The organism is Cytobacillus gottheilii (assembly GCF_900166665.1).
Taxonomy (GTDB): Bacteria; Bacillota; Bacilli; order Bacillales; family Cytobacillaceae; genus Cytobacillus; species Cytobacillus gottheilii_A.
The window spans coordinates 1,586,308-1,612,081 of the sequence record NZ_LT800494.1; the positions used below are offsets into that span (position 1 = coordinate 1,586,308).

At 39.5% G+C, this 25,774-nt stretch carries 23 protein-coding genes and 1 pseudogene; 21 read left to right on the forward strand and 3 right to left on the reverse strand.

Features of this window, described 5'->3' with window-relative positions:
• Positions 1-24 precede the first annotated feature (24 nt).
• The 6 genes from dxs (at position 25) to spo0A (ending at position 7,931) form a co-directional block, all read left to right on the forward strand.
• Positions 25-1,917: a 1-deoxy-D-xylulose-5-phosphate synthase gene (gene dxs / locus B7E07_RS07760; protein ID WP_080849138.1), complete on the forward strand. Its 1,893-nt coding sequence runs from the start codon at positions 25-27 to the stop codon at positions 1,915-1,917.
• Between the two features lie 3 nt (positions 1,918-1,920).
• The gene (locus B7E07_RS07765) at positions 1,921-2,766 is read left to right on the forward strand and encodes a TlyA family RNA methyltransferase (RefSeq protein ID WP_080845227.1); all 846 of its coding nucleotides are present in this window, start codon (positions 1,921-1,923) and stop codon (positions 2,764-2,766) included.
• Between the two features lie 192 nt (positions 2,767-2,958).
• Positions 2,959-3,408: a transcriptional regulator AhrC/ArgR gene (gene ahrC, locus B7E07_RS07770; protein WP_066443788.1), complete on the forward strand. Its 450-nt coding sequence runs from the start codon at positions 2,959-2,961 to the stop codon at positions 3,406-3,408.
• Between the two features lie 16 nt (positions 3,409-3,424).
• Positions 3,425-5,113: a DNA repair protein RecN gene (recN, locus tag B7E07_RS07775; protein ID WP_080845230.1), complete on the forward strand. Its 1,689-nt coding sequence runs from the start codon at positions 3,425-3,427 to the stop codon at positions 5,111-5,113.
• Between the two features lie 122 nt (positions 5,114-5,235).
• A complete protein-coding gene (gene spoIVB, locus B7E07_RS07780; RefSeq protein WP_080845233.1) occupies positions 5,236-6,525 on the forward strand; it encodes a SpoIVB peptidase in 1,290 nt (429 codons plus the stop codon).
• Between the two features lie 608 nt (positions 6,526-7,133).
• Positions 7,134-7,931, forward strand: coding sequence for a sporulation transcription factor Spo0A (spo0A, locus tag B7E07_RS07785; protein ID WP_080845236.1), 798 nt, complete (start codon positions 7,134-7,136; stop codon positions 7,929-7,931).
• A 663-nt stretch (positions 7,932-8,594) separates the two neighbouring features.
• On the opposite strand, the gene B7E07_RS07790 is transcribed toward spo0A, so the two are convergent.
• The 3 genes from B7E07_RS07790 to B7E07_RS07800 form a co-directional block, all read right to left on the reverse strand.
• Entirely contained in the window at positions 8,595-9,158 is a 564-nt protein-coding gene (locus B7E07_RS07790; RefSeq protein ID WP_257391416.1) for a hypothetical protein, read from the reverse strand.
• Positions 9,159-9,595: 437 nt separating this feature from the next.
• The gene (locus B7E07_RS07795) at positions 9,596-9,736 is read right to left on the reverse strand and encodes a YycC family protein (RefSeq protein WP_080845238.1); all 141 of its coding nucleotides are present in this window, start codon (positions 9,734-9,736) and stop codon (positions 9,596-9,598) included.
• On the reverse strand, positions 9,733-9,990 hold the full coding sequence (locus B7E07_RS07800; RefSeq protein ID WP_080845241.1) for a DUF2627 domain-containing protein: 258 nt from the start codon (positions 9,988-9,990) through the stop codon (positions 9,733-9,735). The genes B7E07_RS07795 and B7E07_RS07800 overlap by 4 nt, the downstream gene beginning before the upstream one ends.
• Before the next feature lie 158 nt (positions 9,991-10,148).
• Between B7E07_RS07800 and B7E07_RS07805 the strand changes: the two genes are divergently transcribed.
• The 15 genes and pseudogenes from B7E07_RS07805 (at position 10,149) to B7E07_RS07870 (ending at position 25,753) form a co-directional block, all read left to right on the forward strand.
• A complete protein-coding gene (locus B7E07_RS07805) occupies positions 10,149-12,218 on the forward strand; it encodes a sigma 54-interacting transcriptional regulator (RefSeq protein WP_080849140.1) in 2,070 nt (689 codons plus the stop codon).
• Positions 12,219-12,395: 177 nt separating this feature from the next.
• Positions 12,396-13,301 carry a phosphate butyryltransferase gene (yqiS, locus tag B7E07_RS07810; protein WP_080845243.1) on the forward strand — a complete coding sequence of 302 codons (906 nt, stop codon included), beginning with the start codon at positions 12,396-12,398 and terminating at the stop codon, positions 13,299-13,301.
• 80 nt (positions 13,302-13,381) lie between these two features.
• Positions 13,382-14,476 (forward strand): branched-chain amino acid dehydrogenase, encoded by a 1,095-nt coding sequence (bcd, locus tag B7E07_RS07815; RefSeq protein WP_080845246.1) that lies wholly within the window; start codon positions 13,382-13,384, stop codon positions 14,474-14,476.
• Positions 14,477-14,585: 109 nt separating this feature from the next.
• On the forward strand, positions 14,586-15,695 hold the full coding sequence (gene buk, locus B7E07_RS07820; protein ID WP_080845249.1) for a butyrate kinase: 1,110 nt from the start codon (positions 14,586-14,588) through the stop codon (positions 15,693-15,695).
• An 11-nt stretch (positions 15,696-15,706) separates the two neighbouring features.
• Positions 15,707-17,125: a dihydrolipoyl dehydrogenase gene (lpdA, locus tag B7E07_RS07825; protein ID WP_080845251.1), complete on the forward strand. Its 1,419-nt coding sequence runs from the start codon at positions 15,707-15,709 to the stop codon at positions 17,123-17,125.
• A gap of 32 nt (positions 17,126-17,157) precedes the next feature.
• Positions 17,158-18,150: a thiamine pyrophosphate-dependent dehydrogenase E1 component subunit alpha gene (locus B7E07_RS07830; protein ID WP_080845262.1), complete on the forward strand. Its 993-nt coding sequence runs from the start codon at positions 17,158-17,160 to the stop codon at positions 18,148-18,150.
• Positions 18,151-18,165: 15 nt separating this feature from the next.
• Entirely contained in the window at positions 18,166-19,149 is a 984-nt protein-coding gene (locus B7E07_RS07835) for an alpha-ketoacid dehydrogenase subunit beta (RefSeq protein ID WP_080845264.1), read from the forward strand.
• 48 nt (positions 19,150-19,197) lie between these two features.
• Positions 19,198-19,693 (forward strand): annotated as a pseudogene (locus B7E07_RS25235) (biotin/lipoyl-containing protein); the annotation flags it as partial.
• Positions 19,669-20,514, forward strand: coding sequence for a dihydrolipoamide acetyltransferase family protein (locus B7E07_RS25240; RefSeq protein ID WP_373886068.1), 846 nt, complete (start codon positions 19,669-19,671; stop codon positions 20,512-20,514). The pseudogene B7E07_RS25235 and the gene B7E07_RS25240, both read left to right, overlap by 25 nt.
• 337 nt (positions 20,515-20,851) lie before the next feature.
• Positions 20,852-21,289, forward strand: coding sequence for a BrxA/BrxB family bacilliredoxin (locus B7E07_RS07845; protein ID WP_080845271.1), 438 nt, complete (start codon positions 20,852-20,854; stop codon positions 21,287-21,289).
• Positions 21,290-21,642: 353 nt separating this feature from the next.
• Positions 21,643-22,434: a transporter substrate-binding domain-containing protein gene (locus B7E07_RS07850; protein ID WP_080845276.1), complete on the forward strand. Its 792-nt coding sequence runs from the start codon at positions 21,643-21,645 to the stop codon at positions 22,432-22,434.
• Positions 22,435-22,589: 155 nt separating this feature from the next.
• Complete coding sequence (locus B7E07_RS07855) at positions 22,590-23,249, forward strand: amino acid ABC transporter permease (RefSeq protein WP_080845278.1); 660 nt, start codon at positions 22,590-22,592, stop codon at positions 23,247-23,249.
• Positions 23,242-23,964 (forward strand): amino acid ABC transporter ATP-binding protein, encoded by a 723-nt coding sequence (locus B7E07_RS07860; protein WP_080845280.1) that lies wholly within the window; start codon positions 23,242-23,244, stop codon positions 23,962-23,964. The genes B7E07_RS07855 and B7E07_RS07860 overlap by 8 nt, the downstream gene beginning before the upstream one ends.
• A gap of 256 nt (positions 23,965-24,220) precedes the next feature.
• Entirely contained in the window at positions 24,221-25,216 is a 996-nt protein-coding gene (locus tag B7E07_RS07865; protein WP_080845284.1) for an aromatic acid exporter family protein, read from the forward strand.
• Positions 25,217-25,240: 24 nt separating this feature from the next.
• A complete protein-coding gene (locus B7E07_RS07870) occupies positions 25,241-25,753 on the forward strand; it encodes a L,D-transpeptidase (protein ID WP_080845287.1) in 513 nt (170 codons plus the stop codon).
• The last annotated feature ends 21 nt before the right edge of the window (positions 25,754-25,774 follow it).

Here is a 25,774-nt window from a genome sequence, read left to right on the forward strand (position 1 = left end):
AAGATGAAAGTGAGTGATCCTTACATGGATCTTTTAGACATTAAAGACCCAAAATTCCTAAAAGACCTTTCTATTAAGGAGTTGGAGGAGCTAAGTGCAGAAATCCGCTCGTTCCTTATTGAAAAACTCTCTGTAACTGGAGGTCATATCGGTCCGAATTTAGGAGTTGTCGAACTGACAATTGCCTTACACAAATGCTTTGACAGTCCTAAGGACAAAATTCTCTGGGATGTTGGACATCAATCGTATGTTCATAAAATCCTTACTGGGCGTGCCAGTCAATTTGATACGTTAAGACAATACAAAGGGATGTGCGGCTTTCCGAAAATGATTGAAAGTGATCATGACGTATGGGAAACCGGGCATAGTTCAACATCGCTTTCGGGTGCCATGGGTATGGTAATTGCCCGTGACCTGAAAAAAGAAAATTCACATGTCATTCCTGTCATTGGTGATGGAGCGCTAACAGGCGGCATGGCTTTAGAAGCTTTAAATCATATTGGACATGAGCAAAAAAATATGATTGTGATCTTAAATGATAATGAAATGTCTATTGCACCAAACGTGGGAGCGCTTCACAATGTTCTTGGACGTCTGAGAACAGCCGGTAAATATCATTGGGTTAAAGATGAACTGGAAATGCTGCTTAAAAAAGTACCTGCTGTTGGCGGCAAACTAGCTTCCACAGCTGAGAGGCTAAAAGATAGCTTAAAATACTTATTTGTTTCCGGTATGTTTTTTGAAGAGATGGGTTTTACTTATTTAGGACCTATTGATGGGCATAATTATGAAGAGCTGTTTGAAAACTTAAGATATGCTAAGAAAACAGAAGGACCTGTCCTTTTACATGTAATCACAAAAAAGGGAAAAGGCTACGATCCTGCAGAAAGCGATACCGTTGGAACTTGGCATGGAACAGGTCCATATAAAATTGATACTGGGGATTTTGTAAAGCCTGTAAATCCTCCTCCTGCATGGAGCAAGCTTGTAAGTGAAACCGTGCGAAAAGTGGCGCGCAAGGATGAAAGAATTGTCGCGATTACCCCAGCGATGCCGGTCGGTTCGAAGCTTGAAGGTTTTGCCAGTGAGTTCCCAGACAGAATGTTTGATGTTGGGATTGCCGAACAGCATGCTGCAACCGTAGCTGCCGGTCTGGCTACACAAAAAATGAAGCCATTCTTAGCGATTTATTCAACGTTTTTACAGCGGGCGTATGATCAAGTGCTGCATGACATTTGCCGTCAAAAGCTGAATGTATTTATTGGAATTGATCGTGCCGGTCTCGTAGGTGCCGATGGAGAGACGCATCAGGGTGTATTTGATATAGCTTTTATGCGCCACTTACCAAATATGGTACTAATGATGCCAAAGGATGAAAATGAAGGCCAGCATATGGTCAACACAGCACTTTCGTATGATGATGGTCCAATTGCCATGAGATTTCCGCGAGGGAATGGCATCGGAGTACCGATGGATGAAACGCTAAAGCGGATTCCTATTGGAACCTGGGAAGTATTAAAAGAAGGAAAAGACGCAGCTATTTTAACATTTGGAACAACAATTCCAATGGCAATGGAGGCGGCTGTACTTCTTGAGAAACAGGGATATTCCATTAAAGTTGTTAATGCGCGATTTATTAAGCCGCTTGATGAAAAAATGATGTCCGAGCTACTGGGCAGCAATATGCCTATTTTAACGATCGAAGAAGCTGTACTACAAGGCGGTTTCGGAAGCGCTGTTCTTGAATTCGCTCATGATCATGGATTCCACCATGCTGAAATTGATCGGATCGGAATTCCAGATGAATTCATTGAGCACGGCAGTGTCAATGAACTCTTGAAGGAAATTGGGATGACAACAGATGAAGTAGTTAAAAGATTAATGATGCTGGCAGGAAAAAAAAGAAAAAGGGCATAACAGATGAAAAATAAAAAAGAGCGTTTAGATATCCTTCTTGTCGAAAGAGGCCTTGCTGAAACAAGAGAAAAAGCCAAAAGGTCTGTAATGGCAGGACTTGTGTTCAGTAATGAAACCCGGCTCGACAAACCTGGAGAAAAGGTGGACTCAGAGATTCCGCTCATGATTAAAGGCAAAACGATGCCCTATGTCAGCCGCGGCGGGTTAAAGCTTGAAAAGGCACTGCAAGTTTTTGATTTAACTATTCAGGACAAAATCCTATTAGATATTGGGGCATCGACAGGCGGTTTCACAGATTGTGCTTTGCAAAATGGAGCTCAAATGTCATACGCCTTAGACGTTGGCTACAACCAGCTGGCATGGAAACTTCGGCAGGACGAGCGTGTGCACGTTATGGAAAGAACGAATTTCCGCTATGTGACACCTGCGGATCTTCCAAAAGGAATGCCTAGCTTTGCTTCAATTGACGTTTCATTCATTTCTTTGGAACTTATATTGCCTGTTCTAAAAACCTTACTTGTTCAAGGCAGTGACGTGGTGGCTCTTGTGAAGCCGCAATTCGAGGCTGGCCGTGATCAAGTAGGAAAAAAAGGCATTGTCCGGGATTCGAAGGTACACAACAGTGTCGTCGAAAAAATTATTCAGTTCTCCCTAAGCATCGGGTATGATGTGAAGGAATTATCCTTCTCGCCTATTACCGGTGGAGATGGCAACATTGAATTTCTGCTGCATTTGTACTGGTCAGGTGAGAAAGAAGCTGGAGAAAATAACTTAACGACAAGTGTAGAAGATGTAGTTAAAACTGCACATGAAGAGCTGAAAGCAAAGAAGAAAAATGATGAAGGATAAGCCCTAAAATGGCTTATCCTTTTTCATGCCTTTAGAAGAGGAATAGATAATTCCTTTGGCTGGTGTTTCTTTATTATTATTGTACAATATTGCTAAAATCGGCTAACATATGTAATAAAGGCAGACGACCCATACTTGTACACAATACAATTTTTATATATAAAAATTTCTAGAACTTGAGGTGGTATTTTCATGAATAAAGGGCAGCGCCATATAAAAATCCGGGAAATCATTACCATGAATGATATTGAAACCCAAGATGATTTAGTGGATGAATTAAAAAATGCAGGGTATAACGTAACACAGGCAACTGTGTCACGTGACATTAAAGAGCTACATCTGGTTAAGGTTCCTTTATTAGACGGACGATACAAATACAGTCTTCCAGCTGATCAGCGTTTTAATCCGCTGCAAAAACTGAAAAGAAATTTAATGGACGCTTTTGTGCGTATTGATATGGCTGGGCATTTGCTCGTTATGAAAACTTTGCCAGGAAATGCCATGGCAATCGGTGCCTTAATCGATAATTTAGATTGGGATGAAATTCTCGGCACCATATGTGGAGATGATACGTGTTTAATTATCTGTAGAACTCCTGAAGACACAGAAGCGATTTCAAATCGTTTTTTAGACATGCTGTAATTTGGGGTGAGGTTACATGTTAAATGAGCTTTGTATAAGAAATTTTGCCATTATTGAAGGCTTAGAAGTATCTTTTGAAAAAGGATTAACGGTTCTTTCTGGGGAAACAGGAGCAGGGAAGTCCATTATTATTGATGCCATTCATTTGCTGGTTGGCGGCAGGGGCTCAAGTGAATTTGTCAGACATGGAGAAGACAAAGCTGAAATTGAAGGGCTTTTTTTGCTCGATGATCCAAATCATCCCAGCTTTAAGAAAGCAGCTGAATTTGGAATTGAAATTGATGATGGCATGGTTGTTTTACGTCGTGACATATCCAAGTCCGGTAAAAGTGTGTGCCGTGTAAATGGGAAACTCGTTACAATATCAACCTTAAGAGAGTTCGGAAATACCTTAATTGATATACATGGACAGCACGAGCATCAGGAACTTATGGATGAATCACTCCATTTAGGTTTGCTTGATCAGTTTGGCGGACAAAAGATTCAATTAGCAAAAAGCGAGTATGAGGATATTTATCATTCTTACGAGGAAACGATTAAAAAGCTGAAAAGTCTAAATGAGAATGAACAGCAAATGGCCCATCGCCTTGATCTGATTCAGTTTCAATTAGAAGAAATTCAAAATGCTGATTTAAAACTGAATGAAGATGAAGAATTGCTGGAAGAGAAAAGAAAATTGACCAACTTTGAAAGTATATACGACGCTATGCAGACAGGTTATAATGCCCTGCAGGGCGAACAGAGAGGGATAGACTGGCTGAGTCTTGCTGTCAGCAATCTTGAGAGCGCTGCGGAGTTAGAGCCTAAGTATAAGGAGCTGGCAGAATCCGTTTCAAGCAGCTTTTATCAAATGGAAGATGCGGTCAGAACGATTCGCAATGAATTGGATTATCTTGAATTTGACCCAGTGCGGCTCAATGAAATTGAGGAAAGATTGAATGAAATTCACCAATTAAAGAGGAAATATGGTAAAAGTGTCCTCGATATATTAGAATACGCTTCTAAAATTGAAGAAGAAATTGAAACGCTTATAAATAAAGAAACGCATATTGATCAGCTTGAAAAACAAGCTGCCATGCTGAAAAAAGACCTCTTAGTGGAAGCAGAAGAACTAAGTAAACTGCGAAAAAATGCAGCTGTCCAGCTCACGAAATTAATTCATAAGGAATTAAAAGAGCTATATATGGAAAAGACTGTATTTGAGGTTGTGTTTTCAAGTGAAGATGACCGATTTTATAAAAATGGCATAGATGAAGCTGAATTTTATATTTCAACTAATCCGGGTGAACCATTAAAGCCGCTATCGAAAATTGCTTCAGGCGGAGAACTGTCGCGAATAATGCTCGCATTAAAAAGCATCTTTTCTAAGCATCAGGGCGTTACCTCGATCATTTTCGATGAGGTGGATACCGGTGTAAGCGGAAGAGTAGCTCAATCAATCGCTGAAAAGATTCATCATGTTGCAATCGGCTCACAGGTGCTCTGCATCTCGCATCTTCCACAAGTAGCTGCAATGGCAGATACGCATCTCTTTATTGCAAAAAATACAAAAAATGGACGAACTAAAACAACGGTGAAGCCATTAAGTGATGAAGAGAAAGTAAAAGAAATTGGAAGAATGATTTCAGGTGTGGAAATTACGGATTTAACCAAGGAGCATGCCAAGGAATTACTGAAGCTGGCACGTCAAATTAAAATACCATGAAAAGCTATCCAAAGGAGGGTAGCTTTTTTTATCCGTTTGGAGGTTATAAATGCAAGTGAAGCAGGCAAAATTATAGATGTAGCCATTTCGTGTTGGACTAGAAGCGAGGAGAGTGAATTAAATTGTCATATGATTTATTACGAAAAATAATTGGTGGAATTCTCCTTGTTTCATTAATTGCAATTGGTTTCTCTAAACCCTTCCAGGAGTATATTCAAATTCCGAATAGCATTACCATGTTTGAAGGAGATCAGTTGGAATTTTCTAAAGCAAGACCCGTTTCCGGAACAATAGCAGAGCCACAAAATAGTGTTTCCATTGAGCAGAGTACTGATTCAATTGCTTTAAATGGACTGGAAAACGGCAAAAATGAAATGCTGCTTGAACTAGCAGGATTTCCCATTAAAAAGGTTGATGTAAACGTATTAAAGGATTTTAAAGTAATACCTGGCGGACAATCGATCGGTGTAAAGCTGAATACTGTCGGTGTATTAGTGGTTGGCCATCACCAAGTGAATACAAGTAATGGCAAAACATCTCCAGGGGAATTAGCAGGAATTAAGGTTGGAGATATTATCACGGAAATTAACGGCACAACAATCGAAAAAATGGCTGATGTAGCTCCTTTTGTTCAGGAAGCCGGAAAGTCGGGCAATCCGCTGCAGATTGTGGTGACAAGAGAAGATGGTAAAGTAAAGACGCAGTTAACTCCTCTTAAAGAAGAAAACGAAGAATTATACAAGCTGGGTTTATATATAAGAGATTCAGCAGCAGGTATCGGTACAATGACATTTTTCCATCCTCAATCAAAAAAATATGGCGCACTTGGCCATGTCATATCGGATATGGATACTAAAAAACCAATCGTAGTTGATGATGGCCAGATCGTTCGATCAACGGTCACATCCATTGAAAAAGGAAGCAATGGAAATCCTGGTGAAAAATTGGCCAGATTTTCCTCAGATAAAGAAGTAATTGGAAATATAGTCAGGAATAGCCCGTTTGGCATCTTTGGGGAATTGAATCGCGGCATTAAAAATGGCATTATGGATAAACCAATGCCAATTGCACTTTCACATCAAGTAAAAGAAGGACCAGCTCAAATTCTGACGGTTGTTGAAAATGATGAAGTAAAACTTTTTGATATTGAAATTGTCAGCACCATTCCACAGAAGTTTCCAGCTACAAAAGGCATGGTCATTAAGGTAGTTGATGATGAGCTTCTAAACAAAACAGGCGGAATTGTTCAAGGTATGAGCGGCAGTCCCATAATCCAAAATGATAAAGTGATCGGTGCTGTCACACACGTTTTTGTTAACGACCCTACAAGCGGATATGGTGTCCATATAGAATGGATGCTGAATGAAGCAGGTATTAACATATACGAAGAGCCGGAAGAAAAGGCTTCTTAAAAATAACGGGGAATTTTCCCCGTTATTTTTATTGATTAAAGTATTGAATGCTGAAAAACATTAATTTTTTCAATTGATGTTTAATGATCTTAAATATGCTGTTGGATCGAACGGAGAGATTTGAGAGGGAGATTAAGCAACGGAGAGGCTTAGGCACCCGCCCTCCCGAAAGCGGGTGCCCAGGAGTGGAGCTCGCGACCTTTTTTTCTTAACCGAGTATAAATGAAAGCAACTGTTCAATTTAATTCACCTATGCTATCATTAAAATAAAGATTTTTCGACAAAAGCATAATCACATTAAATTAAATAGCGAATAAGGTCGAAAATAAGAGAAAATAAAAGGAAATAAAAGATTTTATAGGTTTTTTAAGAAAAAATTAAAAAACTAGAGGATTTTATGTTGCATTGTCGAAATTGTACTTTAGAATAAAATATATAAATAAAAAACTTGCCGTCTGCTTTTGCTTACAGCTTAAACAGTGGTGCAGGTTTAACTGCACTTTATAAAAAAATTAGCTACTTCACGGCTTTCGCTTCTGCGCTGCTAATTCTCATTATTCGTAAAGTGTAAAAAAGAGACCACAAATGGATCGAGGAGGAAACAAGAAGTGAAGAATATTAAGGTATGCGTAGTTGACGACAACCGCGAGCTTGTCGCTTTATTAGAGGAATATATGTCATCTCAGGATGATATGGAAGTGGTAGGAGTAGCACATAATGGCCAAGATTGTCTAAATATCATTGAAGATACAGAAATTGATGTCCTAGTACTAGATATTATTATGCCTCATTTAGATGGATTAGCAGTTCTTGAAAAAATGAAAGAACTAAATAAGCCGCTTCCAAATGTCATTATGTTAACGGCTTTCGGTCAAGAGGATGTAACGAAAAAAGCAGTGGATCTTGGAGCGTCTTATTTCATCTTAAAGCCATTTGACATGGATTACCTGGCAAGTCATATTCGTCAGGTCAGCGGAAAAACAAGTCCTGTCATGAGAAAATCTTCTTCATCAGTACTTCGTTCCTCCCACCAGACAGCAGAAGCGAAGCCGAAGAACCTTGATGCAAGCATCACTAGCATCATTCATGAAATAGGTGTCCCAGCGCATATTAAAGGTTATTTATATTTACGTGAAGCCATTTCCATGGTTTACAATGATATTGAATTGCTTGGTTCTATCACGAAAGTACTTTATCCGGATATTGCTAAGAAATACAATACAACTGCTTCACGGGTGGAACGGGCAATCAGACACGCCATTGAAGTTGCCTGGAGCCGCGGGAACATCGATTCCATCTCTTCACTATTTGGCTATACCGTATCAATGTCTAAAGCAAAACCAACCAACTCTGAGTTTATTGCAATGGTAGCTGATAAGCTGCGACTTGAACATAAAGCTTCTTGAGAGGGTAAGGATTAAGGTTTAAAGCATTTATATGTTAATAATAAAAATCAAAAAACATGTTTTGGTACCAATAAATATTTAAGCTATACCCTATGAACAAATTTGTTCATAGGGTTTTATGCTTGTGAAAAAGGAAGAAAACATGTAGGAATCGGAAACTGTTGGTACTTTTTTAATTTATTGGCAAAGTAAGAACCTATAAAAAATACAATTCATATGAAGAGGCATTAAAGAGAAGAGAATAGAGGCCAAATAACTAATGGCCCGATGAAAAACAGCAATTTGAATCAACCTTTTATAATATGCTCAACTTGCACCATCAGATAGTTGACGGTATGAGGATAACGAAGAATAGGGATGAGGGTAAAGATTACGTATATATTGTTAGAGGAGTTATAAGATACTTAGGTGATTTATGAATAATCGAATAAATTTAATGGCTTTCCTCCTGATCGTTTTATCATTCAAGATGATTTAGACGAGGTGTATTATAATTTTATGATACATATCATTAGATATTGAAGATAAATACCGAGATCTTTAAGCTCAAAGAAAGCATGGATAAGTTTAGAACATATAAAAACTTAATTGAAGCTAAAAAACTTTCCAGTATAACAAACTAATTAGTTCGGAGTTTTTTGAAAATAAAAACAAAAACGTGCCCTATTCAGCACGTTCCTCATATTTATAACCCGTTAATTCGGCAATATCCCTATCAAGTTTTTTTGTGTGCGGGAAACAATAAACCTGATACTTGGGATTCTCTCGATTACGCATTGTATGGTGAAGATCATTTCCTGCCCGAACAAGAGCCATTGCAAGACTTTTCTTGTAGATATTTTTCAATGGTAGGTTCCCTTCAACTTGAGGAGGTGCTTCCTCATTTTCCTGGTCTTCAACACTGTTAGCATGAGACCCTTCGTTAAGTTCTTGCCAGCCATTCAAAAACTTTTCATATGTTTTCTGCATTGCAGAGGGGGTTAAATGGGTGTATATGTAATAACCTTCTTTAACAAAGATGTTTTTCTTTTTGCTTCCATTAATTGAAACGAAGTATTCATTGTCGCTGGTACGTATTCCAGCCTGTTCAATTTTATCTATTGTCTTTTGAAGATCCTTTTCCATAAAATATGCCCAGAAATTGCGAAAGATTTGAGCATGTGATTTTTCTTCCCAAACTATTGTTTCTCCGTTTACGTCCATTTCAAACTTTTGTTTCTTTTCCATAAGTAACCTTCCCCCTATTATGTAACCTTTCTCAGGAATTTCCTATAAGCAATTAAAAATCCTCGTAGTAAGATAAGTCCTTGCTGATCAATAATTGTTCAAGTTCAAACACATTAGATGCCCTGGCTTTTTTGATTAGGAAGACACTTACAAACAGGGATTTATTTTAGCGTGTATGCCATTGTCTTCCTTCATTATATATAAAAATTATATTTTTTGCCGTCATGGAACTCTACGACCATAACTCTTAAATTAATCCTTCTCTCTTAATTTTATAATTAATCTGTTAATTATGGGATTGCCATGTATATTTTATATTTTTATATGTACAAAAAAAGCATCATGCGCCATCTCCTGATGGTAGCATAATGCTTTTTTTGTATTTTTTAAAAGAATGTCAGCAGAAGGGTCACCGGCAGATATTAATTGGATTCGTGCTATTCGGATTCGTCTTTATTTAATTCTGCGAGTTTTTGAATTAAGATATGCTGCGGCATATGCATAATTTGTTCGAGTGGAACATTTAGCTTTTCTGACAGTTTTAACGCAGTTTCTGGGCTTATTTGCAATGGTCTCATGAATTGCGCTCCCTTCCGGTAGGTCTTTGAAAGCGTGTTTGAACCTTATTTTTCTTGCGGTCACGATGGAGTATAAAGCCAGCTACAAAGCCTAAACCTAAAACGAAAAGAATAAGACCGGCAATAAACTGCATCCATAGGTACGGAAATGGAGACTGCAGGATACCGAAGACCATATCTCGCATTAATTTAATTCCATAAGCGGCAAGTGCCCCTGGTATAAGCAGGACAATAAGTGCGATTATTCGTATCATATCTATATTCCCTCAATTATAATCAATATTTTTGTGTATAGTGAAAATGATAAATCAATGCTGTAATTTGTCAAGTGTCTGTTAAAAGGATACAATATACTATGAAAAGATTTGCGCAGCAACTTGAAAAAAATTTCAAGCTGGAGGAACGTGCAATTATGCAAAAAGTGTTGATTGTAGGAGCAGGTAAAGGCGGAACAGCCATTTTGAAATTACTAAAATCAATCAGTGTCCTTCAAGTCGTGGCAGTGGTTGACAAGAACAATGATGCTCCCGGCATTCTGCTGGCACGAAGTGAGAGGATCCCTACCGGTTCTGATTGGAAGGATTACATCCATCAAGACATTGACATTATTGTTGAGGTTACAGGTAGTGAAAAGGTATTTACTGATTTGAGGGATGCACGCGACAGAAATACAGTTTTGATTCCTGGGACGGTTGCATTTCTCATCTCACAGCTGTTAGAAGAAAAAGAAAGTTTAATTACAAGATTAAAAAATCAAACCCATAAATTTGATCTAATCTTTAACGCAACCGACAATGGCATGATTGTCATCAATAAAGACGAAGAAATTATTCTTTTTAATAAGAGTGCAGCTCATATGACTGACGTGAAGCAAAATGCTGTCATTGGGCAAAAAATAATAGATGTTATTAAAGAAAGCCGTCTGCCATACATACTAAAAACAAAAAAGGCAGAAATCAATCAGGAGTTTACGCTGAACAACGGGCAAAAGATTATCACAACTAGAATTCCGATTATTGGGGATGAAGAAGAATTAATCGGAGCGATTGCTATTTTTAAAGATATTACCGAAATGGTCAGCCTTGCAGAAGAAATGACGGGTTTAAAAGAAATAAAGACGATGCTGCAGGCGATTATACAATCAAGTGATGAAGCTATATCGGTTGTGGATGAGAATGGAAAAGGGATGATGATCAATCCAGCGTATTCACGTATAACTGGATTATCAGAAACGGAGATCATCGGTAAACCTGCGACTGCAGATATTTCTGAAGGTGAAAGTGTTCATATGAAAGTCCTTCAAACGAGAAGAGCGGTCAGAGGAGTGGCAATGCGGGTTGGCCCAAAGGAAAAGGAAGTAGTGGTTAATGTAGCTCCTGTGATTGTTGATGGTGTGCTCAAGGGCAGTGTAGGTGTCCTTCATGATGTTTCTGAAATACAAAACTTAAATAGGGAGCTTTCAAGAGCAAGGCAGCTGATTCGGACCTTGGAAGCCAAATATTCGTTTCAGGATATTATTGGAAGTTCAGAGGAAATGACCATTGCGATTGAACAGGCAAAGTTAGGAGCGAAAACACCTGCAACAGTTCTGCTCAGAGGCGAATCTGGAACAGGCAAAGAGCTATTCGCACATGCAATACATAATGCCAGCGATCGAAAATATAACAAGTTTATCCGTGTGAATTGTGCCGCGATTTCTGAATCACTGTTAGAAAGTGAATTATTTGGATATGAAGAAGGAGCATTTTCTGGTGCAAAGAGAGGCGGAAAACGAGGGCTTTTTGAAGAGGCGGATAAAGGAAGTATCTTCTTGGATGAAATTGGAGAGTTAACAGCCAATACCCAAGCCAAACTATTAAGAGTGCTTCAGGAAGGTGAAATTACAAGAGTAGGCAGTACAAAACCAATTCAAATAAATGTTCGAATCATTGCCGCTACGAATGTAAATCTTGAAAAGGCGATTGCAAATGGAACCTTCCGTGAGGATCTTTATTATCGACTGAACAGAATGCCAATTCATATTCCGCCATTAAGGAAAAGAAGAGAAGACATTCCCCTTTTATGTGAGCATTTACTGCAAAAGATTAATCAAGAATATGGACGCAATGTTGAAGGTCTGACAAGGGAAGCGATTGAAAAACTCATGACATACGATTGGCCGGGAAATGTCCGTGAACTTGATAATATTCTCGGAAGAGCTGTCATTTTTATGGGATATCATGAAACAGAAATTGATCAATCACATGTTCCTGTTCTGGTAAGCTCTCTTAAAACACAGAGCCAAGAACCATTTGCAGAAGTACTTGACCAAAATGTCACACTTGCACAGCTTGTTGAGGAATTTGAGAGCAAGCAGATAAGCAGGACGCTTGCGAAAGCGAATGGAAATAAAACACTTGCAGCGAAAATGCTTGGACTGTCTGTTCGAAATTTATATTACAAGATGGAAAAATACAATCTTGCAAATAATAGCATGCAATAATTTGCGCACCTTGAAATTTTTTTCATGGTTAGGTATTGCTTATAAAGCGTTTTCAATGGTTTTTATGTTGGCACGCTTCTTGCATATTAAATGAATGGTGATAACAACCTCTCGTCTTTCATACTAAATGCACTACAAATTAACAAATACTTATTATCATGTTAGGGGTTGAGGCAATTGAAATTGGATGTGCTTTTTTCTAGAGCAGCCCAATTTGAAGGGAAAACGGTAGCAGTCGCTGCAGCTGAGGACCATGAGGTATTGCAAGCTGTAGCAAATGCTCTTAAGATGGACCTTGCTCAATTTTTGCTTTTCGGGAATAAGGATGAAATATCTAAGATCCTTGAGAAAATTGACAATAGCATTATTAACCATGAAAAGGTAAAGATCATTCATGCTGATTCACCTGCTTTGGCTTCTGACCTTGCCGTTAAAGCTGTCAGCCAAAAAGAAGCAGATGTTCTTATGAAAGGCCATGTTAGTACAGCTGTTATTCTAAAGTCAGTTTTAAATAAGGAATACGGCCTGAGAACTGGCAATGTCTTGTCACATGTAGCTGTTTTCGAAGTGCCTGGGTTTAAATCCTTCAAAATTGTTACGGATGCAGCAATGAACCTTGCACCCGATTTGAATCAGAAGGTGCAAATTACAAATAACGCTGTCACGATCGCCAGAAGCATTGGGATTGAAGTGCCAAAAGTAGCAGCCATTGCGGCAGTTGAGGTTGTCAATCCTGCCATGCAGGCAACACTTGATGCAGCAGCCTTAACACAAATGAACCAGCGCGGCCAAATAAAGAATTGCACGATTGATGGTCCGCTTGCCCTGGATAACGCTGTTTCAGAGCAGGCTGCCGCCAATAAGGGCATCAGTGGCGAAGTGGCGGGTCAGGCTGATATTTTGCTTGTACCGACCATCGAGGTTGGGAATACTCTTTATAAATCTCTTATTTATTTTGCACGAGCCAAAGTAGGTGCCGTAATTGCTGGTGCCAAAGCTCCAATTGTATTAACATCTCGAGCGGATTCAGCAGAGAGTAAGCTGTATTCATTAGCTCTTGCCATATGCTCTGTTCCAAGATAATACTTTAAAACTTTATTGAACATAAAGCCGATAGTTAGTATAAGAATACTCAAATAAAACTTCCTGGGGAGGAATTACAAATGGAAATTTTCAAATATCTAGAAAAATATGATTACGAACAAGTAGTTTTTTGTCAAGATAAGCAATCAGGGTTAAAAGCCATAATCGCTATCCATGATACAACTCTTGGTCCTGCACTCGGAGGAACACGGATGTGGACTTACGCTTCTGAAGAAGATGCCATTGAAGATGCGCTGCGGTTAGCAAAAGGAATGACCTATAAAAATGCCGCAGCGGGCTTAAACCTGGGCGGAGGGAAAACGGTTATTATTGGTGATCCACGCAAAGATAAAAATGAAGAAATGTTCCGTGCATTTGGCCGCTACATTCAAGGATTAAACGGCCGCTATATTACGGCTGAGGATGTAGGGACAACTGTTGCCGATATGGATTTAATTCATGAAGAAACAGATTACGTAACGGGTATTTCTCCAGCCTTTGGCTCATCAGGAAACCCTTCTCCTGTTACAGCATATGGCTGTTATGTAGGCATGAAAGCAGCTGCTAAAGAAGCATTTGGGACAGATTCTTTAGAAGGAAAAGTTGTTGCTGTTCAAGGTGTCGGAAACGTTGCTTATCATTTATGTAAGCATCTGCACGAAGAAGGTGCTCAATTAATCGTAACGGATATTAATAAAGAAGCAGTGCAGCGTGCTGTTGATGATTTTGGTGCTAAAGCGGTTGAGCCTGATGAAATTTATGCTGTTGACTGTGATATTTATGCTCCGTGTGCACTTGGTGCAACTATTAACGATGAAACAATTCCGCAGCTGAAGGCAAAAGTAATTGCTGGTTCTGCCAATAATCAATTGAAAGAAGAACGTCATGGTGACATCATTCATGAAATGGGCATTGTTTATGCACCAGATTATGTTATTAATGCAGGCGGAGTCATCAACGTTGCAGATGAACTATATGGCTACAATGCTGAACGCGCTATGAAGAAAGTGGAAGGTCTGTATGACACAATTGCAAAGGTCATGGATATCTCGAAGCGTGATGGTATTCCAACCTATAAAGCTGCAGACCGAATGGCTGAAGAAAGAATTGAAAGAATGCGCAATTCCCGCAGTCAATTTCTGCAAAACGGCCACAATATTTTAAGCCGCCGATAAAAGGGCAGCTTCTAGTGAAAAATGCAGAGCGCTGAACAAAATTTCAGCGTCTTTGTCTTTTGAATAAAAAATGCGGATCTAATACCGCGTATTTAATGGAGGTTTAATCGTGCAGGAGCATACAAATCGAATTCTCGTCATCAATCCTGGATCAACATCTACGAAAATTGGCGTTTTCGATAATGATCTATCTATTTTTGAAAAAACCATTCGGCATGATGCGGAACTAATCAGCTCGTTTGAACAAATCATTGATCAATATGAGTTTCGCAAAAACGCTATTTTAGAATCTTTAGATAGCGAAGGAATTAATATATCTAAACTTAATGCAGTGTGCGGCCGTGGCGGATTACTTCGTCCGATTGAAGGTGGTACATATTCTGTTAACGATGAAATGCTAAAAGACCTGCGTGCGGGATTTGCGGGACAGCATGCTTCGAACCTCGGCGGAATTTTAGCATTTGAAATTGCTTCTGGATTGAACATTCCATCATTTATCGTCGATCCAGTTGTTGTTGATGAGTTGGAACCAATTGCGAAAATTTCAGGATTCTCCCTGATTGAAAGAACAAGCATTTTTCATGCTCTAAACCAAAAAGCAGTTGCACGCAGAGTGGCAAAGGAGCTTGGAAAGCCTTATGAACAGTTAAACTTAATTGTTACTCATATGGGCGGCGGTATAACGGTTGGTGCACATAAAAACGGGAAGGTTATTGATGTTAATAACGGACTTCATGGAGATGGTCCATTTAGCCCGGAACGTGCAGGAACAGTCCCGGCTGGAGATCTTATCTCTCTATGCTATTCTGGCAGCTATTACCGCGAGGAAGTTATGAAAATGTTGGTAGGCCAAGGCGGACTTGTAGGTTATTTAGGTACAAATGATGCCGTTAAAGTTGAAGAAATGATTAAAAATGGAGATGAAAAGGCTAAGCTTGTATATGATGCCATGGCTTATCAGGTTGCAAAAGAAATAGGTTCGGCCGGGGCTGTGCTCAGCGGCAAGGTTGACGCCATCATTATTACAGGCGGATTGGCTTACGGCAAGGATTTTGTAAAAGAAATCAGCAATCGCATCAGCTGGATTGCAGATGTTATTGTAAAGCCGGGAGAAAACGAACTTCAGGCTCTTGCAGAAGGGGCATTGCGAGTGTTGCTCGGTGAAGAAGGACCAAAAGATTATCCTGGTACAATATCAAGCAGAACGGCTGTAAAATAGGAGGAACGAACATGGCACAAGAATATGATTTGGTCATTCTTGGCGGAGGTACAGGCGGTTATGTAGCAGCAATCCGCGCATCTCAGCTTGGATTAAAGACAGCATTAGTTGAAAAAGGGAAGCTTGGCGGCACATGTCTGCATAATGGCTGTATTCCAAGCAAGGCTTTGTTAAGGAGTGCTGAAGTATATGCAACGGCAAAGCGCAGTGATGAATACGGTATTATGACGAGTGATGTAACAGTAGATTTCGGCAAAGTACAAGAACGTAAAGGGAAAATCGTTGAGACTCTTCATAAAGGCGTTCAACATTTAATGAAACAAGGAAAAATTGATGTGTACGAAGGCCTTGGCCGTATACTGGGACCATCGATTTTCTCACCTATGCCTGGGACCATATCCGTTGAGATGAACAATGGCGAGGAAAATGAAATGCTGATTCCTAAGAATGTGATAGTAGCTACTGGTTCCCGTCCTCGTACATTGCCTGGATTAGAAATTGGCGGCAATGTTATGACATCTGATGAGGCTCTTAAGCTGGAGGAAATTCCTTCTTCTATTATCATCGTCGGCGGCGGTGTAATTGGGATTGAGTGGGCATCAATGTTATCAGACTTTGGCGCTGAAGTTACGGTCATTGAGTATGCAGACCGCATTATTCCGACAGAAGATAAAGAGATTTCAAAAGAAATGCAGCGTCTGATGAAGAAAAAAGGCGTTAAAATCGTAACAAATGCAAAAGTTTTGCCTGAAACATTATCACAAGGTGATCAAGTAACCATATCCGCTGAAGTGAAGGGCGAACAGAAACAATTCACCGCTGAAAAACTGCTGGTTTCGGTTGGCAGACAGGCAAACACTGAGGGAATCGGCATTGAAAATACCGATATTCAGGTTGAAAAAGGCGCTATTCTGGTCAACGAATACTATCAAACAAAAGAATCACATATTTATGCGATTGGAGATGTCATCGGCGGCTTACAGCTTGCCCATGTTGCTTCACATGAAGGGATTACCGCAGTTGAACATATTGCCGGAGAAAATCCTTCGCCGCTTGATTATCGTTTGATTTCTAAATGTATTTACAGTTCACCGGAAGCAGCAAGTGTTGGCTATACAGAAGATGAAGCGAGGGAAAAAGGCTACAAAGTGAAAACCGGCAAGTTCTCTTTCCGTGCGATCGGAAAAGCGCTCGTGTATGGCGAATCAGATGGCTTTGTCAAAATCATTGCTGATGAAGAAACAAACGATCTTTTAGGCGTGCATATGATTGGACCGCATGTGACAGATATGATTTCTGAAGCTGGTCTTGCAATGGTATTAGATGCAACACCATGGGAGGTTGCACATACGATTCACCCGCATCCAACATTATCAGAAGCCATCGGGGAAGCTGCTCTTGCTGTTGAAGGCAAGGCTATTCACGGCTAGACCGACACTACATATATTTAGGAGGTTATACAATGGATAAAAACCGTCATAAAGCATTAGGCTTAAGTGATGAACAAGTTCTTGAAATGTATGAAACAATGCTGCTTGCTCGCCGAATCGATGAGCGGATGTGGCTTTTAAACCGTGCAGGTAAAATTCCTTTTGTTATTTCATGTCAGGGGCAGGAAGCTGCACAAGTTGGAGCCGCATTTGCCTTAGATCGTGAAAAAGATTATGCGCTTCCATACTACCGTGATATGGGAGTGGTATTAGCTTTTGGCATGACTGCAAGAGAGCTTATGCTTTCAGGATTTGCAAAGGCAGAGGATCCAAACTCAGGCGGACGCCAGATGCCAGGACACTTTGGACAAAAGAAAAATCGAATTGTTACAGGATCTTCGCCTGTTACAACTCAGGTGCCGCACGCAGTAGGAATCGCGTTGGCAGGCAAAATGGAAGGCAAAGATCTTGTTACGTTTGTAACCTTTGGAGAAGGCTCATCCAACCAGGGTGATTTCCATGAAGGCGCCAATTTTGCAGGTGTACACAAGCTTCCGGTCATTTTTATGTGTGAAAATAATAAATATGCGATTTCTGTTCCAATTGAGAAGCAATTGGCATGTGAAAAAGTATCTGATCGTGCTATTGGCTATGGAATGCCAGGCGTTACGGTTGATGGAAATGATCCATTAGCGGTTTATGAAGCTGTTAAGGAAGCGGCTGACAGAGGACGCCGCGGAGAAGGTCCAACATTAGTTGAAACCGTTTCTTATCGTTTAACACCGCACTCTTCTGATGATGATGACCGCAGCTATCGTGCTCCAGAAGAAGTGGCTGAAGCGAAAACAAAGGATTCCATCATTACTTTTGGTGCGTACTTAAAAGAAAATGGAATCATGGATGATGCAAAGGAAAAAGAAATCAATGATCGTATTATGGATTTGGTGAATGAGGCAACGGATTATGCTGAGAATGCGCCATATGCAAATCCAGAAGATGCATTAAAATACGTTTACGCTGAATAGCAGGGGGGAGAAAACATGGCTGTTATTTCTTATATTGATGCGGTTACAATGGCAATCCGCGAAGAAATGGAAAGAGATTCAAAAGTATTTGTATTAGGTGAAGATGTAGGGTTAAAGGGTGGAGTTTTTAAAGCGACTCAAGGATTATATGATCAATTTGGCGAAGATCGTGTGATTGATACGCCTTTGGCTGAGTCAGCTATTGCAGGTGTTGGAATTGGCGCAGCAATGTACGGAATGCGTCCGATTGCGGAGATGCAATTTGCTGACTTTATCATGCCTGCCGTTAACCAAATTATTTCTGAGGCTGCTAGAATTCGCTATCGTTCTAATAATGATTGGAGCTGTCCAATGGTCATTCGTGCTCCTTATGGCGGCGGTGTACATGGTGCATTATATCATTCTCAATCCGTTGAAGCAGTTTTTGCGAATCAGCCTGGATTAAAAATCGTCATGCCTTCAACTCCTTACGATGTGAAAGGCTTGCTGAAGGCAGCCATTCGAGATGAAGATCCAGTTTTATTCTTTGAACATAAACGTGCGTATCGTTTGATCAAAGGTGAAGTGCCTACTGATGATTATGTATTGCCCATCGGCAAAGCAGACGTAAAACGCGAAGGTGAAGACATAACGGTTATTACATATGGTTTATGTGTTCACTTTGCACTGCAGGCGGCTGAAAGATTGGCTAAAGACGGTATTTCTGCTCATATTCTTGATTTAAGAACCATTTACCCGCTTGATAAAGAAGCGATCATCGAAGCTGCTTCTAAGACTGGAAAAGTGCTTCTTCTAACTGAGGACAATAAAGAAGGAAGCATTATGGGTGAAGTTGCTGCTATTATTGCAGAAAATTGCTTGTTTGAACTCGATGCGCCGATTAAGCGATTAGCAGGTCCAGATGTTCCAGCAATGCCATATGCTCCAACAATGGAAAAGTACTTTATGGTAAACCCAGATAAAGTCGAAAAAGCAATGAGAGAGCTGGCTGAATTTTAAATAGATTGGATTACAGGTCAAAAAAAAGCGGCATAGGAGGTCAAAGCATTGGCAATCGAACAAATTAAAATGCCTCAATTAGGGGAAAGTGTAACCGAAGGAACAATCAGCAAGTGGCTGGTTGCTGTTGGAGACAAAGTAAATAAATATGATCCTTTAGCAGAGGTTATGACAGATAAAGTAAATGCAGAGGTGCCTTCATCCTTTGCAGGAGTGATTAAAGAACTTATTGCAGAAGAAGGCGAAACATATGAAGTTGGACAAGTAATTATGACAATTGAAACAGAATCTGGCGGAAGTTCAGAGGCTTCTTCTAACCAGTCACAATCAGTAAAGGAAGAACCTAAAACGGAAGCGGCAGCAGAAAAAGCGCCAGCTGTAAAGCAGGATCGTCCTGCTGGAAGCAAAGCCCGTTATTCTCCAGCTGTTTTAAGGCTTTCACAGGAACATGGCATTGATTTAAATCAAGTAGCTGGTACTGGAGCGGAAGGAAGGATTACAAGAAAAGATTTAATGAAAATCATTGAATCCGGTCAAATTCCAACTCAGTCTTCTGCGAAAGAAGAAGTGAAAGAACAGCAGCAGGCTGCAGAGACGAAAACAGAAGCTGTTGCTCCAGCACCAAAAACGCAAGCACCAGCATCCAATGTACCTGTTGTCCCTGGGGATATTGAAATTCCTGTTACTGGTGTCAGAAAAGCAATTGCTGCTAATATGCTGCGCAGCAAGCATGAAGCACCACACGCTTGGACAATGATGGAAGTGGATGTTACAAACCTTGTAGAATATAGAAACACTATTAAAGATGAGTTCAAAAAGAAAGAAGGCTTCAATCTAACATTCTTCGCCTTCTTTGTAAAAGCCGTTTCACAAGCGCTTAAAGAATATCCGCAAATGAATTCCATGTGGGCAGGCGACAAGATCATTCAAAAGAAAGACATCAATATTTCAATCGCCGTTGCAACTGAGGATGCTTTATTTGTTCCAGTGATTAAAAATGCCGATGAAAAGACGATAAAAGGAATTGGCCGCGAAATCGGTGAGCTCGCAGGAAAGGTTCGTGCCGGCAAGCTTACATCAGCAGAGATGCAAGGCGGTACATTTACTGTTAATAACACAGGCTCTTTTGGCTCCGTTCAATCAATGGGTATCATCAATTACCCTCAAGCTGCGATCTTACAGGTTGAATCAATTGTCAAACGCCCAGTAGTCATGAACAATGGCATGATTGCTGTCCGCGACATGGTTAACCTATGTCTGTCGCTTGATCACCGTGTATTAGATGGACTTGTATGCGGAAGATTCTTACAGCGTGTGAAAGAAATTCTTGAAAACATTTCGAAAGAGAATACATCTGTTTATTAATAGAAAAACTGCTGCTTTCTGCAGCGGTTTTTTATTATTTTTGCAGGATAGAAGAAGATTCGGCCCATCTGCTAATTTAGAATAAAAAACTTATTCATCTATTGTCTTGCCGTTTTTAAGTTTTCATAAAATGAAAAAAAAGACCAGTGCCTCTGCAAGCACTGGACAATCTAGGGAGTATTAGGGGTATGGATCTTGATGTACATATATACTTCCCCGATCAAAAGGATGTTAAACTTTTGTGGCAAAAAACTCTCTTCATTGTAAAAATAGTCGTTAAATTGGTATGATAGATAATGTAAATAAGCTTATATATTTTTAAAGGAGTGCTGGGAATATGAATATGGATTTTAACTTTTTAATGAATGACGTCGTTCAGCAGGCTCGCAAGGAAATTGCTGCGGCAGGATATACAGAATTAAAAACACCTGATGAAGTAAAAGAGGCTTTTGCAAAAGAGGGAACAACACTTGTAATGGTAAACTCTGTCTGCGGCTGTGCTGGCGGCATCGCTCGTCCTGCAGCTGCTCATTCTGTGCATTTCGATCAGCGTCCAGATCACTTAGTAACTGTATTTGCAGGCCAGGATAAAGAAGCGACTGAACTTGCGCGCACGTATTTTACAGGCTATCCGCCGTCCTCACCATCATTTGCATTATTAAAAGATGGCAAGCTGTGCACTATGGTTGAGCGTCATGAGATCGAAGGCCACCAGCCAATGGAAGTTGTGCATAAACTGCAAAGCGCATTTGAAACACATTGCTCAGAACTATAATATAAGTAAGAGCCTGGGATATAAGTAGTTAACACACCAATAGAACCGAATGGTTAGGAAGGTCATCTTTCTAATCATTCGGTTTTTTATTTATGATTATCAAATACATTGCATTAACATATTTTCAATTTCTCTCTCTTTCCAATTAGAAAAAGTTCTTAAGACATGAAATTTAAACATATAAATGGAAATGATTTTACTTGATATTGTCTGAATGTTCAATTATTATTTATATTATTAAAATTATATTGCATAAATATAAACATGTGTTAAAATACATTTAGATGAATATTTATTACTTGTTTATGCATAAAAAATATTTTAATCATATAATATTTAGGGGGAAAATAAAGATGAAAAAGCTATTATCTTTAATGCTAATGTGTGTCGTATTTGCAGGTGTTTTAGCTGCATGTGGAACAGACGAAGGTGATTCAGGCAACGGTACAGAAGGCGATGATTCAGAAAAGAAAGAATTAGTTATGGGAACGTCAGCTGACTATCCGCCATTCGAGTATATTGACACAGCTAAAGGCGATGATATTATTGGGCTTGATGTGGATATTGCAAAAGCAGTTACAGAGAAACTAGGTTATGAGTTTACGATTAAAGATATGGACTTTGCAGGGCTGATTCAAGCATTGCAGTCTGGTCAGGTTGATTTTGTACTTTCAGCTATGTCAGCAACAGATGAACGTAAAGAAAGTGTAGATTTCAGTGAAATCTATTATACTTCTAAGCATATGATTGTTTCACAAGCAGGAAGCGGTATTGAATCAGTCGAAGATTTAGCAGGGAAAACAGTTGGTGTTCAGTTAGGATCTATCCAGGAAGGAAAAGGGGAAGAGCTGGCTGAAGAAGTAGATATGACAATCGAAAGCAGAAACCGTATCCCTGAGCTTATTCAGGAAATTAAAGCTGGCCGCTTCGAAGCTGCTATTATTGAAGATACTGTAGCACAAGGCTACTTTGAAGAAAATGCAGACCTTGAAGGGTTTACAGTAGAAGATGCAGATGGCGGCTACGCAATTGCTCTTCCAAAAGATAGTGAACTTACTGATGAATTTAATGAAGCTCTTCAAGAAATGATTGATAACGGTGAACTTGATGAAATCATTAAGAAATGGTTTGAAGGGGAAGAATAAATATCAGACGCGTTCAGGAGAACATTTCTTCTGAACGCTTTCCCTTCTATAACACAATCCGGCTCAAATCCTATGCAAATACTTATATGGCATTTTTATAGGATTTGAGCTGTTTCGTATTCAATTGGTCTATTAAATATGAGAGGATTATTATCATGACATTCGATTTTACTTCTATCCTCCCTTCCCTGCCATTTATCTTAAAAGGTATTTTGGTCACAGTGCAAATTGTCCTTTTGGCAGGAGTAATTGGGTTTATATTAGGAATTATTTTATCGTTATTTAAAATCAGTTCTATTAAGGTTCTTGGCATTTTCGCGGATATATATACATCTATTTTCCGAGGAACACCGCTTATATTGCAGCTGATGATTATTTATTTTGGCTCACCGCAAATATTCGGATATCAAATTGAAGAAGTCACAGCCGCTGTAGCTGCTTTTGCTCTGAATTCGGCTGCGTATATTTCTGAAATTATCCGGGCGGGTATTCAAGCTGTGGACAAGGGGCAAAGCGAAGCGGCAATGGCGCTAGGAGTGCCATATCGTCCGATGATGCTAAATATTATCCTGCCTCAGGCTATGAAAAATATTTTACCCGCTCTAATGAATGAATTTATTACACTTACAAAAGAATCAGCTATTGTAACAACGATTGGTGTAATGGATATCATGCGCAGAGCTTATATTATTGGTGCTGATAAATTTAGGTTTATTGAGCCGTTATTATTGGCCGGCTTAATTTATTATATTATGGTTATTACGTTAACCTTCCTCGGCAAACTCGTCGAAAGGAGAATGAAGCGCAGTGATTAAAATTGAAAATTTGCATAAAAGCTTTGGTCAGCTGGAGGTTTTAAAGGGGATTTCAACGTCCATTAAGGATGGAGAGGTTGTCGCGATTATTGGACCATCTGGTTCAGGAAAATCGACGTTCCTTCGCTGCATTAATTTATTGGAAACACCTACGAACGGGAACATTTTGATTAACGATCAGGATATTACAAACAAAAAAACAGACATTATGAAAGTCCGTGAAAATGTCGGAATGGTATTTCAGCATTTTCACTTGTTTCCTCATAAAACAGTTCTCGAAAATCTCACGTATGCCCCGATCAAGGTGAAAGGGAAATCAAAGCAGGAAGCAGAAAAAAAGGGGCTGCAATTGCTTGAGCAAGTCGGCTTGGCAGCAAAAGCAAATGAGTATCCGAACCGTCTTTCAGGTGGGCAAAAGCAGAGGGTTGCCATTGCACGTGCATTAGCAATGGAACCAGAAGTTATGCTTTTCGATGAACCAACATCTGCTCTTGATCCCGAAATGGTAAAAGAAGTATTAGACGTTATGAAGTCACTTGCACATACAGGTATGACAATGGCAATCGTGACGCATGAAATGGGATTTGCGCGTGAAGTAGCAGACAGAGTACTATTTTTAGATGGAGGCAATCTGGTTGAAGATGCTCCTCCTTCTGAATTCTTCACAAATCCTTCAACAAATCGCGCAAAAGATTTCTTGCAAAAAATGTTGTAATGGTTATATGCTTATAGTAAAAGATGGTCAGATGATGATCATCTTTTTGTATTTTGTTACCTTAAGCTTTATAGAAACAGTGCAGCAATTGATTATTTACAGGTCTTTATTTGAACAATAGGCTAATTTTTAAAAATTAATCATAAAATATACAATAAGATGTTCCAATGCTAAAGGCAGGGCGCGAAAGAGAAGTTCTAATTACTTCTGCTAAAAATACATAAACATTTACTAATGAACATACGGGAGTTTTGCTATGAAGTTTCGAATTGGATACAGAACGATTAAAACAGCTGTTGGTACATCCATTGCCATCATGATCGCACAAATGTTTGGGTTGGAAAATTATGTTTCTGCGGGAATTATCACTATTCTTTGCATTCAAGTGACGAAAAAAAAATCATTAATGGCTTCATGGGCTCGATTTTTTGCATGTCTCATGTCAATGGTTTTCGCATCTCTCTTTTTTGAATTAATTGCTTTTCATCCATTGGTTATTGGGTTATTGCTGCTTTTCTTCATCCCGGTAACTGTGATGATGAAAGTGAATGATGGGATTGTCACAAGCTCAGTCATTATTTTACATATATATAATGCAGGAGAAGTATCAAGAGAGCTGTTACTCAACGAATTAGGACTTATAACAATTGGAATTGGTGTAGCTTTACTTGCTAATTTATATATGCCAAGTCTTGATGGAAAGCTGATTGAATATCAGCAGCGTATAGAGGAAAATTTTAAAATCATGTTTGAAGAAATCGTCCAGTATCTGCGTACCAACGAAAGCAATTGGGACGGCAGCGAGCTGACGGAAACCTATGCACTGATTGAAGAAGCGAGAGCTCTTGCCAACAGAGATACGGAAAATCGCTTTATTCAGCAAGAGAACTTATATTACAGTTATTTTCGCATGAGAGAAAAACAATTTGAAATCATTGAACGGGTGTTGCCAAGCATCACGTCCATCTCGCTTCAGCTTGAGCAGGGGGAAATGATCGCTGATTTTATTGAGGAGCTTTCAGAGCATATTCATCCGGGCAACACGGCAATTGTGTATATTGAAAAGCTGCTGCGCATGCGGCTTCAATTTCAAAATATGGAGCTTCCAAAAACTCGCGAGGAATTTGAAGCGCGTGCTGCATTGCTCCATTTCACACAAGAAATGGAACAATATTTAATCATTAAAAGTAATTTTAAAGGAATGAAAATGAAAAAGGGGCTGAATCAAAAACAGGTGAATGAAGCAAACTAAGAGAAAAAGGATGGAGTGAGAACAATGCTGAAATTCCTTACATCCTTGCTTCTACTAGGAGTTGTTTCACCTATATGGCCTCTTGGTCCGAATCCCCTTCCAGGCGATCCCTTTGTCATTGTGAATAAAAAAACAAATGAAGCTGCTTATATTGATGAAAATATAGTTCAAACCGTATACCGTGCTGCTACGGGAAAAACAGAGGAATTAACGCCTGAAGGTTTATTCACCATAACCGTTAAAGCAACAGAACCTTACTACAGAAAGAAAGATATTCCGGGCGGAGATCCGGAAAATCCGCTTGGGACACGCTGGATTGGCTTTGACGCAGAAAATTCAGATGGGCGAACATACGGAATTCATGGAACAAATAATCCTGCTTCGATCGGAACCTATGCATCCTTAGGCTGTATACGGCTGCAAAATGAACATGTAGAAGCACTATATGATCAGGTGCCGTTGGGAACAAAGGTGCTAGTGATTGCAACAGAGCAAAGCTTTGAGGAAATCGCAAAAGGGTATGGAGCTATAAAATGATCATGTATAAAAGTCATGCAT